This window comes from Arenibacter nanhaiticus (assembly GCF_900141935.1).
Lineage (GTDB): Bacteria > Bacteroidota > Bacteroidia > Flavobacteriales > Flavobacteriaceae > Arenibacter > Arenibacter nanhaiticus.
Window position 1 is genome coordinate 57256 of the sequence record NZ_FQYX01000004.1, and the last position, 13753, is coordinate 71008.

Here is a 13753-nt window from a genome sequence, read left to right on the forward strand (position 1 = left end):
AATTAAGTAGTTTTGTGGTGTAAATTTAGAGGTTTATTTGATATTAACGAAAACTTGCTATGCGGGAAACTGGAAAAATAAAATTAGGAATATCTATAGGGGACTTAAACGGAATAGGATGCGAGGTAATTCTTAAAACCTTTGAAGACTCTAGGATGTTGGATTTCTGTACTCCGGTAATTTTTGCCTCGAACAAGACCATTTCGTTTCAGAAAAATGAATTGAAAATTGGCGTGAACTATAATGGCATCCATAAGGTAGAACAAGCCCTTGACGGAAAAGTCAATGTTTTTAATGTATGGAGAGAATCGCCTATCGTTAAGTTTGGCGAGGCTACTCCCGAAGCCGGGAAATATGCCTTATTATCTCTTAGGGCAGCCGTGGCGGCCTTAAAAAAAGGCGAGATAGATGTATTGGTGACCGCGCCTATCAATAAGAACAATATCCAGGCCAAGGATTTTAATTTTCCGGGACATACCGATTTTCTAGCCCAGGAACTGGGAGGGGAAAGTTTAATGTTTATGGTTACCGACGAATTGAAGGTAGGTTTAATTACCGATCACGTGGCCATTAAAGATGTAGCGACTACCATCGACGCTAAATTAATAAAGAGCAAGGCCCTTGCCATAGAAAATTCCTTGAAGGTAGATTTTGGTATTCGCAAGCCTAAAATAGCATTGTTGGGGATTAATCCACATAGTGGCGATAACGGTGTTATCGGGAAAGAAGACGAGGAGGTGATGAAGCCTGCTATTGAAGAACTGATCAAGGAGGGGCACTTGGTTTTTGGACCATATTCTGCCGATAGTTTTTTTGGTTCTGACAATTATACTAAGTTCGATGCCATCTTGGCGGCCTATCACGACCAAGGATTAATTCCTTTTAAAACCTTATCTTTCGGGAAAGGAGTGAATTATACCGCAGGCCTGGACAAGGTACGTACCTCCCCAGATCACGGGACGGCTTACGAGATTGCCGGCAAGGGCGTAGCAGATCACAGTTCCTTTAAAGAGGCGGTGTTTACGGCCTTGAAGATTTTTAAAAACAGGGAAGAATACCAAGAATTAACAGCGAATCCGCTGAAAAAACAACGGCTGAAAAGGTAGTGTAAAAACTGCTTTTTTAGCAGACGGTAGTGGCAGTAAGACAACGGATTAGGGGTGTTTTTAAGGAATTTATTTATTTCGTTTGAATTGTTGGCGTTTTATAAAATAATAGTATCTTTGCACCCGCTATTATTATGGCGGGATGTAAAAAATAAGTGTGGAACATGAAGAAGCTTAAGGAGTTTATCATATCTTTTTCAGGACTGAAACAGGGAAAACACGACTTTGATTTTACAATTAAAAATGAGTTCTTTGAGTCTTTTGAATATGATGAGTTTAATGGAACGGATATTAATTTAGACGTTACTTTGAACAAAATGAGTACCATGATGGAGTTGGAAATGGAGGCACGAGGCACAGTAAACGTAAATTGTGATCTGACCGACGAGGCTTATGATCAGGAAATTAGTGCCGATTTAAAATTGGTGGTAAAGTTTGGTGATGAGTTTAATAATGACAACGATGAGATATTGGTTATTCCCCATAGGGAGCATCAAGTAGATATCTCACAATATGTTTATGAAATGTTGGTGTTGTCAGTACCACTTAAGAAAGTTCATCCTGGAGTCTTGGACGGCACATTACAATCGGAAACGTTGGATAAGCTAGAAGAGTTGCATCCAAAAGATATAGAGGAAAACAAAGAAGACGAAGACAATGATCCCCGATGGGACGAATTAAAAAAATTATTAACGGGTAAATAAGTTACATAATGGCACATCCTAAAAGAAAAATTTCTAAAACCAGAAGAGACAAAAGAAGAACGCATTACAAAGCTGTGGCTCCAACCGTAGCAAAAGATCCAACAACTGGAGAAATGCACTTATACCACAGAGCTCATTGGCATGAAGGTAAATTGTACTACAGAGGTCAGATTTTGATTGACAAAACTGAAGAGGCTGTAGCATAATTTAGTTCAAGACATTACAACTGGAACTCTCACTTTAATAAGTGGGAGTTTTTTTTATGAAAGTGATGAAATCTTCAAAAACTTGGTGGTTTTTGGCTAAAAGTCCGAGAAAATCATTATTTTTCACAAATTTTCAAGTAATTGAAGATCTCTAGTAAAATCAATTTTAGATGGGCAAAATAACGTCGGCAATTACTGCGGTAGGGGGCTATGTCCCCGACTTTGTAATGACAAATAAGATCTTGGAATCCTTGGTAGATACCAACGACGAATGGATTACAACGAGGACCGGAATAAAGGAGAGAAGGATTTTGAAGGGAGAGGGGCTAGGAACCTCTTTTTTGGCCATTAAGGCGGCCGAAGAACTGATCAGAAAGAGGGATTTAGACCCTAAGGAGATTGATATGGTATTGGTAGCAACGGCTACGCCAGACATGATGGTGGCTTCTACTGCGGCTTATGTGGCTTCTGAGATAGGAGCGACCAATGCCTTTGCTTACGATTTGCAGGCTGCTTGCTCTAGCTTTTTATATGGGATGTCTACGGCATCGAGTTATATCGAATCAGGAAGATATAAAAAGGTACTCCTTATTGGAGCCGATAAAATGTCTTCTATTATAGATTATACCGATAGGACTACCTGTATTATATTTGGTGACGGTGCCGGTGCGGCACTTTTTGAACCTAATACGGAAGGCTTAGGGTTACAAGATGAATATTTAAGATCTGATGGGGTTGGAAGAAACTTTCTGAAGATGGATGCAGGAGGATCACTGATGCCAGCATCTGAAGAAACTGTGAAAAACAGGAAACATTTCATTTTCCAAGACGGGAAATCGGTGTTTAAATTTGCCGTGACCAATATGGCAGATGCTGCGGGAAAAATCATGGAACGCAACTCGCTTACCCATGAGGACGTTGATTGGTTGGTGCCGCACCAAGCCAACAAACGAATCATAGATGCTACTGCTAATCGAATGGGATTAGAAGATGAAAAGGTAATGATGAACATACAAAAGTATGGGAATACTACCTCGGCAACCTTACCACTATTATTACACGATTATGAAAAGCAACTCAAAAAAGGCGATAACTTGGTTTTTGCGGCCTTTGGAGGTGGTTTTACATGGGGATCCATTTATTTAAAATGGGCTTATAATTCATAAATCTGACGCAACCTATTACACAAAAACGAATTCTATGGATATTAAAGAAATTCAAAGCTTAATTAAATTCGTAGCCAAATCTGGGGCTAGCGAAGTGAAATTAGAGATGGAAGATATTAAGATCACCATCCGAACCGGAGGCTCTGGTTTTACAGGAGAAACTACTTATGTGCAACAAATCCCTATGGGCGCGCCAATGCAACCACAGGCCGCTACTGCTGCCGCTCCTGCTCCTTCAGTAGAAATTGCAGCGAAAACAGAGGTAGACGAAAACGCTAAGTATGTGACTATAAAATCGCCGATCATCGGTACTTTCTACAGAAAACCTTCTCCAGACAAACCAAACTTTGTAGAAGTTGGTGATACTATCGGTAAAGGAGATGTACTATGTGTTATAGAAGCCATGAAGTTGTTCAATGACATTGAGTCTGAAGTTTCAGGGAAGATTGTAAAAGTACTAGTAGACGATAGTTCTCCAGTAGAATTCGATCAGCCGTTGTTTTTGGTTGACCCATCATAATAAATCAACTTCCCGATACCTATCGGAAGCATTTCCTAAAATTGATGTTTTTGGAAATTGATTTTTAAGATATAAAAATTCGACCACGATATGTTTAAAAAAATACTTATTGCAAATAGGGGAGAAATAGCCTTACGTATCATTAGGACCTGTAAAGAAATGGGGATTAAGACCGTAGCGGTATATTCCAAGGCCGATGAGGAAAGCCTTCATGTGCGTTTTGCCGATGAGGCCGTTTGTATAGGACCCGCACCAAGTTCGGAGTCTTATCTGAAAATCCCCAATATTATTGCGGCAGCCGAAATTACCAATGCCGATGCCATTCATCCAGGGTACGGGTTTCTTTCGGAAAATTCCAAGTTTTCCAGGATCTGTAGCGAACACGATATAAAATTTATCGGTCCTTCTGGAGAACACATCGATAGAATGGGAGATAAGGCCACGGCCAAGGAAACCATGAAAAAAGCAGGGGTTCCTACCATTCCAGGCTCTGAAGGTCTTTTAAAAGATGTTGAAGACGCCAAAAAAATAGCCAAAGAAATGGGGTATCCCGTGATGATCAAGGCTACCGCCGGAGGTGGAGGAAAAGGTATGCGTGCCGTTTTTAAAGAAGAAGATCTTCAGAAAAACTTTGAAAGCGCTGTCCAAGAAGCCAAAGCCGCTTTTGGAAACGGTGGGATGTACATGGAAAAGTTAATAGAAGAGCCGAGACATATCGAGATCCAGATTGTGGGAGATCAATATGGAAAGGCGTGTCACCTTTCTGAAAGGGACTGCTCTGTCCAACGTCGCCACCAAAAACTGACCGAAGAGACACCTTCTCCGTTCATGACCGACAAATTAAGGGATGAAATGGGGATGGCCGCGGTAAAAGCAGCCGAATATATTAAATACGAAGGCGCGGGAACAATCGAATTCTTAGTAGATAAGCACCGTAACTTCTATTTTATGGAGATGAATACCAGAATACAGGTAGAGCACCCAATTACCGAACAGGTAATTGATTACGACCTTATTCGCGAGCAAATCCTTGTTGCCGCAGGTGTGCCAATTTCTGGTAAAAACTACCTTCCCAAGCTACACTCTATAGAGTGTAGGATTAATGCGGAAGATCCTTATAACGGATTTAGACCTTCTCCGGGAAAAATTACAACATTGCATACCCCAGGTGGGCATGGAGTGCGTTTAGATACGCACGTATATAGCGGGTATACCATACCCCCTAATTACGATTCTATGATTGCTAAGTTAATTACAACTGCCCAAACAAGGGAAGAGGCTATTAATAAGATGAAACGTGCCTTGGATGAGTTTGTCATCGAAGGAATTAAGACGACCATTCCTTTTCACAGACAGTTAATGGATCACCCAGATTATTTGGCTGGGAACTATACGACTAAGTTTATGGAAGATTTTGTAATGGCTCCACAACCAGAAGAATAGAAGAATATTAGAAACTCCGACTTGCATGTCGGAGTTTTTTTTTTTGCTTTATTTTTATAGGATGGGATCTTTCAGCCCCATGTGTTTTTAAGCCCCAGCCTCCGATATTTCCATAGCCCGTTGGATTTATAAAATAAGGTAGTAACTTTATCGCAAGCTACCCCTATACCTCCAATTATGATGAATCTTAGCTACTGGGAATACAAAACGTGGTTGTCCAATATAGACTATACTATAGTAGGCAGTGGAATCGTTGGCCTTAATACGGCCTTGCAATTGAAAAAACGATTTCCACAGGCAAAAGTATTGGTCCTGGAAAAAGGGATCCTGCCCCAGGGTGCCAGTACCAAAAATGCTGGTTTTGCTTGTTTTGGCAGTATCTCCGAAATCTTGTCGGACCTGAAGAAGCATACCGAGGAAGAGGTCTTGCAACTGGTTCAGAACAGGTGGGAAGGCATTCAATTGCTGCGGGCCAATTTGGGCGATAAAACCATTGGGTACCGAAACCTGGGCGGACATGAAGTGTTTTTAAAAGAACACCAGGAACTGTACCAGGAATGCCAGTCACAGCTACCTAGGGTAAACAGCTTGCTAAAGGCCGTTTTTAAGACCGAGGCCTTTAAAGTAGAAGACAATATCTTTAATTTTAAGGGTATTCAACAGCAGTATATTACCAGTACAGTAGAGGGACAGATCGATACGGGAAAAATGATGGAAAGCTTGGTTGCAAAAGTTCAACAAAGCGGAGTAACGATCCTCAACGCCATTACGGTAGAAAGTTTTACCGAAAATTCGTCCCATGTGAGCGTAAAAACAAACTGTTTTGAGTTCATTACCAAAAATCTATTGCTGGCAACAAACGGGTTTGCGGCCGAATTGATCGCAGAGAATGTAAAGCCATCGAGGGCCCAAGTTATAATAACAAAACCTATTCCGGACTTAAAAATAAAGGGTACCTTTCACCTAGACGAGGGCTATTATTATTTTAGGAATATAGATGACAGAATCCTCTTGGGAGGGGGTAGAAATTTAAATTTCAAAGAAGAAGAAACAGCAGCCTTTGGACTAACGCCTTTGATTCAAAATAGCTTGGAAGAAATATTGGCTACCGTAATCTTGCCTAGTATACCTTTCGAAATAGATCGACGCTGGAGCGGTATTATGGGCACTGGGACCCATAAACGGCCCATTGTAAAGCCTTTGTCAGATCGTGTGTTCTGCGGCGTTAGAATGGGCGGTATGGGCATTGCCATAGGAAGCTTGGTTGGAAGGAATTTGGCAGACCTAGTATAGGGAAGAGGGGGACGAAGCGAATTGCCAGCCCGTTAGAATAAAAGAAATAGTAAGATAGTAGCATGGATATTTGCCTAAAAGAACAGCTATATGCCCATTGTTTAAATTATGTGGAGGAGCGGCTGTCGAGACTTCAAAAAAATATAGGGACCCTACAGGAGGCGCTCACCTCAGAAACCAAAAGTAGTGCTGGAGACAAGCACGAGACCGGTAGGGCTATGATACAATTGGAGCGCGAAAAACTGGGACAGCAACTGGCCGAGGCGCAGAATTTAAAAGAGGTATTTCGGAAAATACCCTTAAAAACGACGGCAAATACCATAAGCTTGGGGAGTTTGGTGCAGACCACTGGCCTTCATTATTACCTCAGTATCAGTGTGGGAGAAATAAAACTTCAAGGACAGACCTTTTATGCCATTGCCCCCAACACCCCCATAGGGAAATTATTGATGGGAAAGACGAAGGGCGATGCCGTGATATTTAATAAAAAGGAATTTACGATTCTAACGATCAATTAAAAGACAGCTTCCCCAAGCAGCTTAAAAGTTGAGTCGTCCAATCATTCCTAGATTGTACATAGCCCTTAGTGTACGGATTTGGGCGTTCCCTCCTTCGTCGGGCGGGCCCTTGGCTATATCCCTTGCGCTGCTGCGGGGATGCCGCCGCGCTCCCTAACGCAAAAAAGATCTAGTTGAACAATGTGTAGAGAAAGCAAGGGTTTTTGCTGCCAGTTTGCAACAGAAACTATGGCTCAGAAATAGCTCCTTTTAATCTAGCGGAGGTTTTCTCCGATGTAACTTTTTTAAAGCCCCCTTTTTTTTGCTTTTTAATCGTTTTTCCATGGACGACCTTGTCGGTTTGGTACGGATTCTTTTTTTGGGTGCCCTTAAGTTAAGGGCAATGGTTTCCAAGAATTTTTCGATTACCAATGCTTTGTTCTTGTGTTGGCTTCGCGTTTCTTCGGACTGTAATATCAGCTGCTGTTCCTTGGACAGCCTGTTGGCCAGTTTTCTGAAAAGCCTGTTCTTTTCTGTTTCCGTAAAGGCTGATGAAGCTCCCAGATCAAAGATCAATATCACTTTGGTAGCAACCTTATTGACGTTCTGGCCACCGGCACCACTACTACGGACGGCCTTAAATTGTAATTCCTGTAGTAATTGTTCCTTGTTCACAGTTAGATTTTAGGGTTGAAGCCGCTGGTTAATGGTTTCAATATCGATATTTATAAAAACTTTTTTTCCCGCCTCAATCGCTTCGGAATAATGGAAACGTATTTTGTTTCCTTCAGAGAGTCCTTCCAAAAGGTAGTAACTGCCCATAAAATAGCATTTATCTACAATGATCGGAATACCTTTTTTGCGCGATACCCTAAACTCATGAGCGTAGACAACGATGTTTCGTTTTACATCTGCATACGACTTCACGATGTCTATGGGAACAAGGTTTGCTTCTCCGAACAAGGAGGCGATATACAGGTTTTTCGGATTTTTATATAATTGGGCCGTTTTGGCATCGGCGATAAGTTCTTGGTCTTTTATGACCAGCACCCTATCGGCATAGGGAAGGATATCATGATGGTCATGGGTAGCAGTAATACAGCTAATTCCATGCTTTTTTAAATACCCAAAGAGATTTCTTCTGAGCTTGTTCTTTTTAAAATTATCGATGTGGCTAAAGGGCTCATCCAACAATAACAAGTCGGGCATTTGTGCTAATACACGGGCTAGGGCAACCCGTTGCTGCTGGCCGCCGCTAAGGGTCTTTACCTTTACCTTGGCAAAGGAGACCATATCTATCATTTGCAACAACTCATACGTACGGGCTTTGAGTTCTTCGGGGTAGAAAACAGATAAAAACTGACTCACATTTTCTTCTACCGTGGTATAGGGCATTAAATCAAAGTCTTGGGAAAGATATTTCATATAAGGCTCCCCGGGAACCAGATTGAAATTAGGACCCATAACTTGTTGATCGTTCCAAAAAACGGTCCCTTCATCTATATGAAGCAGTCCATAGATAATTTTTAACAGCGTGCTTTTTCCGCATCCGCTTTCGCCTACAATAGCGATGTGTTCGCCATCTTTTACCTGAAAATTGATGTCGGTAAGAACTGGTTTTTTCTGGTAGGAAAAGGAAAGGGAATTTACATATAACATAGCAGTAAAGATATAAAAGCCAAGGAAGCGGGTCAAAAAAAAGTCCGTTTAAAAAAAATGGAGTCAAATTAAAGGAAAGCCAATTTATTTTTATTGGTCTGGCGAATTGATTATACTAATGATTAAAAGGCTTCCTTAAGATCAAATAGACAGTGTTCGACATTTTATAGATTGGCAAAAACACTCGTTTTGTCGAAAATGTCAAGGATTAAACGATTTAATAACCTTAAATTAACATTAGGCTTTAATTTAAAGTGATTTATAAATTCCTCTAAATGAAGCTCTCTTATTTTAAAAACAATTTTAGCAACCGTAAAACGAATTGTCTTTTAGGGCTAATGTTAGTCTTGGATATCATTTTTGTTTTGACACATGTGCTCATTATATATCTGATTTTTATACGGGTAGAATTCGATTGGTCTGGTGCAATGTTGTTTTTAGTGAATCGAGATGGCGGATATCCAGAAATATTTCAATATTTTAAATACCTTCTTGTATTAGGTGTCATTGTCTACTTTTTTATAAAAGAAGAGGCGTATAATTATTTTTCATGGTTTCTATTGTTTGTTATGTTGCTCTTGGATGATTCGCTCAAGTTTCACGAACGATTTGGTACCTGGGTTTCGGAACAATTTAATTATCAGCCGGCATTCGGTTTTCGTGCACAAGATTTAGGGGAGCTGACCTATGTTGCCCTTTTTGGTTCCTTGTTGTTGATTTCCATGGTTATTGGTTTCCACAGGGGAAATGAAGAATTTAGAAAAATTAATATCGACTTAGGATTGCTTTTTACCTTGTTCTTGTTTTTTGGGATAGCCATAGATATGTTACACGTTATATTAGGTGGAGGTCGATATATGCAATTATTTATGGTTATTCTGGAAGATGGAGGGGAGATGTTTTCTTTAAGTCTTCTTACTTGGTATTTCTTCTTTCTGATCGTAAAACCGAAAACTCACAACAAATACTTATATCAATACTTCTACAGAAATAAGGATAGGAAATTTGATAAATTCTTCGAATTTGTTTTTTTCAATCGTACTAAGGTAGATTAGAAGGTTGTCCAAGGAATCTGATGATTCCCAATAGATGAAGTGCAGCTAAAAAAAAGTCCGTTTAAAAAATAAACGGACTTTTAAGTGTTCGGAGAGCTCCGTAAAATTAATCTTTTAGGACTTCTTTATTAGGAAGTTCTTCAAAGCCCATATTGTATAGTGTAAACCCAAAAATATCGGCCGATTGTTCTATGGTTTTGCTCACAGGAGTTCCTGCGCCATGACCCGCATTGGTTTCAATTCTGATCAAAGTCGGATTCGTGCCCGATTGTTTTTCCTGCAAGGCCGCCGCAAACTTAAAGCTATGCGCCGGCACCACCCTATCGTCGTGGTCACCTGTAGTGACCATTGTGGCCGGATAATGAACCCCTTCCTTTACATTGTGTACAGGAGAATATCCTCGTAGGTATTTAAACATTTCTTCACTGTCCTCGGCAGTCCCATAATCATAGGCCCAACCGGCACCTGCGGTAAAGGTATGGTAGCGCAACATGTCCAATACCCCAACGCCTGGCAGGGCTACCTGCATTAAGTCTGGTCTTTGGGTCATTGTTGCCCCGACCAATAATCCTCCGTTAGAACGGCCGCTGATGGCTAAAAATTCGCTGGAAGTGTATTGTTTGTCAATAAGGAACTCGGCCGCGGCAATAAAGTCGTCAAAAACATTTTGTTTTTGGGTTTTAATACCCGCATCATGCCATTTTTTTCCGTATTCGCCACCACCTCTTAAGTTTGGTACCGCATAAACTCCGCCCTGCTCCATCCAAACCGCATTGACAATACTGAAGGTAGGGGTGAGGCTAATATTGAATCCGCCATAACCATAAAGGATCGTCGGATTTTTACCATTTAATGCTAGTCCCTTTTTATGGGTAATGATCATAGGGACCTTAGTGCCGTCTTTAGAAGTGTAAAAAACTTGGGTCGATTCATAATCCTCTGGACTAAAGTCGATCTCAGGTTTCCAATATTGGCTGTATTCACCGGTATCGACATTGTATTTATAAGACGATCCTGGAGTATTGTAATTGGTAAAAGAGAAATAAAATTCCTTCTCATCTTTTTTTCCGCCAAATCCACTGGCAGTTCCTACTCCTGGAAGAGCTACTTCCCTGATAAGCTTGCCCTCATAGTCGTATTGGTAAACTTTTGAAATGGCATCGACCATATAACTGGTAAAGAAATAACCACCTCCTTTACTGGCATTCAGTACGTATTCTGTTTCCGGGATAAAGTCTGCCCAATGTTCCGGACTTGGTTTTGCAGCATCTACGGTCACCATTTTTTTGTTTGGAGCCCCTAAGTTGGTTACAATAAATAGTTTAGAGCCAATATTGTCTATCACATAACTATCGGAATCCGTATGGTTTACTATCGGAATTAGTGGACTGTTGGCCTTATTCAATTCTTTTATGAATAGTTTATTGCCCGAGGTAGATACCGAGGCCGAAATAATTAGGTAGCTATCGTCTTCCGTAACTTGGCCACTTACGTAACGGTGTTTCTCTGCTGGGGTCCCCCCAAAAACCAAGACATCATTTTTTTGTGAGGTTCCCAATTCATGGTAGTATAACTTATGTTGGTCCGTTTTTGCAGAAAGCTCACTGCCATCGGGCTTGTCGTAGCTAGAATAGAAGAAGCCTTTGTTGCCATTCCAAGAAATGCTTCCAAACTTAACATCGACAATAGTGTCCCCCACAATCTCTTTGGTGGCAGCGTTGGTTATGATCACTTTCCTCCAATCGCTTCCCCCTTCGGAAATAGAATAGGCCAACATAGACCCATCTTTAGAAAAGCTTAATCCGGCCAAAGAAGTGGTGCCGTCCTTGGAAAATGAATTCGGATCTAAAAACACTTCTGCTTCTTCATCGCCTTTTTTGCGATATACCACATATTGGTTCTGAAGTCCATCATTCTTAAGATAATAGGTGTAGTCTCCTTCTTTGAAAGGGGCACCTATTTTCTCGTAATTCCATAATTTTTCGAGACGTTTTTTAAAACTGTCCCGGAAGGGGATCTTATCTAAATAGTCAAAGGTCACCTCGTTTTGCTCCTTCACCCAATTTTCGGTTTCCGTACTCCTGTCATCTTCTAACCAACGGTATGGATCATTTACCGCGGTGCCAAAGTAGGTGTCTACTTGGTCTACTTTCTTTGTAATAGGATAATTCAACACTAGGTGTTCTTTTTTAGTATCTGTTTTGCAGCCAATGATTAACAGGGCCGTAAAAGAGGTCAGGGTTAATTTTTTCATTTGCAGATATTTATTGTTTTTTTAACGCTCATACTGTAATTCGTATTCGCGACCGGTTTTCGGTCATGCGCATTTCATAGTTTAGCGATTTCTAATCTATAAAAATACCATAAAAAAACCTTTATAACACAAGGGTTATAAAGGTTTTAACTTAGACTGTAACCAGAGCCTTACTTATAAAGCAGCGGTAAAAATTATATAGTCAGAAGAATAATCTGAGATAGGTATGCCTTAAGGGCTTATACCAACTTGTTTTCTACTAAATATTCAGCAACTTGTACGGCATTGGTGGCAGCTCCTTTTCTTAAGTTATCGGCTACGATCCATAAGTTTAAAGTTTTTGCCTGCGATTCGTCCCTTCTAATTCTACCGACAAAAACATCGTCTTTTCCGTTGGCATAAATAGGCATTGGATAGGTATTGGTATCTGTATTGTCCTGTACGGTAATACCAGGAGCCTCGCTTAATAGCCTTCTCACTTCTGCTAGGTCAAAATCGTTTTCGAATGCTACGTTTACAGATTCCGAATGTCCGCCTGAAGTAGGGATACGTACTGCGGTAGCAGTTACGGAAAAAGAATTGTCGTTAAATATCTTTAATGGCTCTTGGGCCAATTTCATCTCTTCTTTGGTGTATCCATTCTCAAGAAATACGTCGCAATGGGGAAGGGCATTTTTTCCTATTGGATAAGGATATGCCATTTCTCCCTGTATGCCAGCGATTTCATTTTCCAATTGCTGAACGGCTTTAACACCTGTTCCCGATACCGATTGGTAAGTAGAAACGATCACCCTTTTCATTTTGTATTGCTTGTGCAAAGGCGATAGCGCTAATACTAATTGAATTGTAGAGCAGTTTGGGTTTGCTATTATTTTATCTTCTTTGGTGAGTTCATGGGCATTGATTTCTGGAACGATCAACTTTTTGGTTGGGTCCATACGCCAAGCCGACGAATTATCTACAACGGTAGTTCCTACTTCCGCAAATTTTGGAGCCCATTCTAAAGAAGTATCTCCTCCAGCAGAAAAAATGGCCAAATCTGGTTTGGCGGCTACGGCCGTTGCCAATCCTATTAAGGTATGCTCTTCTCCTTTGAAGGTTAATTTTTTACCTACCGAGCGTTCTGAGGCTACTAATAATAATTCAGTGATGGGGAAATTACGTTCTGCCAATACTTTTAGCATTATTTCACCAACCATTCCTGTTGCACCGACTACTGCTACTTTCATTAGAATAAAATTAAAAATTCATGCTGCAAAAGTACTGATTAAAAGACATTATACAAGATTATTAACAATAGTTTTATAAAAATATAACAAAATGTTATTTTTATAACAATCGACGGCATAAGAAAACCGTCAACTATGTATGGATACATGGTTAACGGTTTTTTGTTTGGCTGTTTTCTGGTCTTATTTTGTTATACCTGGCAACAGCTATTATTTTTTTAACAAATCCCTTATCTGCGTCAATAGTTCTTCTTGACTTGGACCTTTGGGAGCCTTTGGTTCTGGCGGTCTTTTTGTTTTGTTATACGCTTTTACGATGACAAATAAAACGGCGCCTACGATTACCAAGTTGATAATGGAGTTAATCCATTTTCCATATCGGATAGCGCTTTCTGGTTTCTCTACTGTACCATCGGCAGCCATGACTGCCTCTGAAAGAACAATTTGCATGTCCGCGAAATCGACCCCTCCGGTAAAATATCCAACGATAGGCATCATAATGTCATTTACAAATCCACTGACGACCAAGCCCATGGCGCTTGCCAATAACACCGCAACGGCCAAATCAATGACATTGCCGGTCATAATAAAATTCTTGAATTCTTTAAACATAGGTATTTT

Annotated in this window: 14 protein-coding genes; 9 read left to right on the forward strand and 5 right to left on the reverse strand. The window is 40.5% G+C overall.

The window, feature by feature from the left end; translation table 11 throughout:
- The first annotated feature begins 59 nt into the window (after positions 1-59).
- The 8 genes from pdxA to BUA16_RS03695 all read left to right on the forward strand — a co-directional run bounded on the left by pdxA (position 60) and on the right by BUA16_RS03695 (position 6956).
- The gene (gene pdxA, locus BUA16_RS03660; protein WP_072763290.1) at positions 60-1106 is read left to right on the forward strand and encodes a 4-hydroxythreonine-4-phosphate dehydrogenase PdxA; all 1047 of its coding nucleotides are present in this window, start codon (positions 60-62) and stop codon (positions 1104-1106) included.
- Positions 1107-1270: 164 nt separating this feature from the next.
- Entirely contained in the window at positions 1271-1810 is a 540-nt protein-coding gene (locus BUA16_RS03665) for a YceD family protein (RefSeq protein WP_072763291.1), read from the forward strand.
- Positions 1811-1818: 8 nt separating this feature from the next.
- Positions 1819-2016: a 50S ribosomal protein L32 gene (gene rpmF / locus BUA16_RS03670; RefSeq protein ID WP_072763292.1), complete on the forward strand. Its 198-nt coding sequence runs from the start codon at positions 1819-1821 to the stop codon at positions 2014-2016.
- 170 nt (positions 2017-2186) lie between these two features.
- Positions 2187-3182 (forward strand): beta-ketoacyl-ACP synthase III, encoded by a 996-nt coding sequence (locus BUA16_RS03675; protein WP_072763293.1) that lies wholly within the window; start codon positions 2187-2189, stop codon positions 3180-3182.
- A 34-nt stretch (positions 3183-3216) separates the two neighbouring features.
- On the forward strand, positions 3217-3702 hold the full coding sequence (accB, locus tag BUA16_RS03680; protein WP_072763294.1) for an acetyl-CoA carboxylase biotin carboxyl carrier protein: 486 nt from the start codon (positions 3217-3219) through the stop codon (positions 3700-3702).
- 90 nt (positions 3703-3792) lie between these two features.
- Complete coding sequence (gene accC, locus BUA16_RS03685) at positions 3793-5145, forward strand: acetyl-CoA carboxylase biotin carboxylase subunit (protein ID WP_072763295.1); 1353 nt, start codon at positions 3793-3795, stop codon at positions 5143-5145.
- A 180-nt stretch (positions 5146-5325) separates the two neighbouring features.
- Complete coding sequence (locus BUA16_RS03690; protein ID WP_072763296.1) at positions 5326-6438, forward strand: NAD(P)/FAD-dependent oxidoreductase; 1113 nt, start codon at positions 5326-5328, stop codon at positions 6436-6438.
- A 62-nt stretch (positions 6439-6500) separates the two neighbouring features.
- Positions 6501-6956, forward strand: coding sequence for a 3-oxoacyl-ACP synthase (locus BUA16_RS03695; protein WP_317045381.1), 456 nt, complete (start codon positions 6501-6503; stop codon positions 6954-6956).
- A 249-nt stretch (positions 6957-7205) separates the two neighbouring features.
- Here BUA16_RS03695 and arfB read toward each other — a convergent pair whose 3' ends face one another.
- Complete coding sequence (arfB, locus tag BUA16_RS03700) at positions 7206-7610, reverse strand: alternative ribosome rescue aminoacyl-tRNA hydrolase ArfB (RefSeq protein WP_072763297.1); 405 nt, start codon at positions 7608-7610, stop codon at positions 7206-7208.
- 9 nt (positions 7611-7619) lie between these two features.
- Positions 7620-8594: an ABC transporter ATP-binding protein gene (locus BUA16_RS03705; RefSeq protein ID WP_072763298.1), complete on the reverse strand. Its 975-nt coding sequence runs from the start codon at positions 8592-8594 to the stop codon at positions 7620-7622.
- Positions 8595-8869: 275 nt separating this feature from the next.
- On the opposite strand from BUA16_RS03705, the gene BUA16_RS03710 reads away from it, so the two are divergent.
- Positions 8870-9649 carry a hypothetical protein gene (locus BUA16_RS03710; RefSeq protein WP_072763299.1) on the forward strand — a complete coding sequence of 260 codons (780 nt, stop codon included), beginning with the start codon at positions 8870-8872 and terminating at the stop codon, positions 9647-9649.
- 106 nt (positions 9650-9755) lie between these two features.
- On the opposite strand, the gene BUA16_RS03715 is transcribed toward BUA16_RS03710, so the two are convergent.
- From BUA16_RS03715 to mscL, 3 genes are all read right to left on the reverse strand, one after another.
- Positions 9756-11903, reverse strand: a complete 2148-nt coding sequence (locus tag BUA16_RS03715) for a prolyl oligopeptidase family serine peptidase (protein WP_072763300.1) — start codon at positions 11901-11903, stop codon at positions 9756-9758.
- A gap of 239 nt (positions 11904-12142) precedes the next feature.
- The gene (locus BUA16_RS03720; RefSeq protein WP_072763301.1) at positions 12143-13132 is read right to left on the reverse strand and encodes an aspartate-semialdehyde dehydrogenase; all 990 of its coding nucleotides are present in this window, start codon (positions 13130-13132) and stop codon (positions 12143-12145) included.
- Positions 13133-13342: 210 nt separating this feature from the next.
- A complete protein-coding gene (gene mscL, locus BUA16_RS03725; RefSeq protein WP_072763302.1) occupies positions 13343-13744 on the reverse strand; it encodes a large conductance mechanosensitive channel protein MscL in 402 nt (133 codons plus the stop codon).
- Positions 13745-13753: the final 9 nt, after the last annotated feature.

What these genes read in the sequence shown, in the direction of transcription:
- BUA16_RS03710 (WP_072763299.1), top strand. Translation starts at nt 8,870, where the DNA reads ATGAAGCTCTCTTATTTTAAAAACAATTTTAGCAACCGTAAAACGAAT.
- BUA16_RS03665 (WP_072763291.1), top strand. Translation starts at nt 1,271, where the DNA reads ATGAAGAAGCTTAAGGAGTTTATCATATCTTTTTCAGGACTGAAACAG.
- accB (WP_072763294.1), top strand. Translation starts at nt 3,217, where the DNA reads ATGGATATTAAAGAAATTCAAAGCTTAATTAAATTCGTAGCCAAATCT.
- BUA16_RS03695 (WP_317045381.1), top strand. Translation starts at nt 6,501, where the DNA reads ATGGATATTTGCCTAAAAGAACAGCTATATGCCCATTGTTTAAATTAT.
- BUA16_RS03705 (WP_072763298.1), bottom strand. Translation starts at nt 8,594, where the DNA reads ATGTTATATGTAAATTCCCTTTCCTTTTCCTACCAGAAAAAACCAGTT.
- BUA16_RS03690 (WP_072763296.1), top strand. Translation starts at nt 5,326, where the DNA reads ATGAATCTTAGCTACTGGGAATACAAAACGTGGTTGTCCAATATAGAC.
- pdxA (WP_072763290.1), top strand. Translation starts at nt 60, where the DNA reads ATGCGGGAAACTGGAAAAATAAAATTAGGAATATCTATAGGGGACTTA.
- rpmF (WP_072763292.1), top strand. Translation starts at nt 1,819, where the DNA reads ATGGCACATCCTAAAAGAAAAATTTCTAAAACCAGAAGAGACAAAAGA.
- BUA16_RS03715 (WP_072763300.1), bottom strand. Translation starts at nt 11,903, where the DNA reads ATGAAAAAATTAACCCTGACCTCTTTTACGGCCCTGTTAATCATTGGC.
- BUA16_RS03675 (WP_072763293.1), top strand. Translation starts at nt 2,187, where the DNA reads ATGGGCAAAATAACGTCGGCAATTACTGCGGTAGGGGGCTATGTCCCC.
- mscL (WP_072763302.1), bottom strand. Translation starts at nt 13,744, where the DNA reads ATGTTTAAAGAATTCAAGAATTTTATTATGACCGGCAATGTCATTGAT.
- accC (WP_072763295.1), top strand. Translation starts at nt 3,793, where the DNA reads ATGTTTAAAAAAATACTTATTGCAAATAGGGGAGAAATAGCCTTACGT.
- BUA16_RS03720 (WP_072763301.1), bottom strand. Translation starts at nt 13,132, where the DNA reads ATGAAAGTAGCAGTAGTCGGTGCAACAGGAATGGTTGGTGAAATAATG.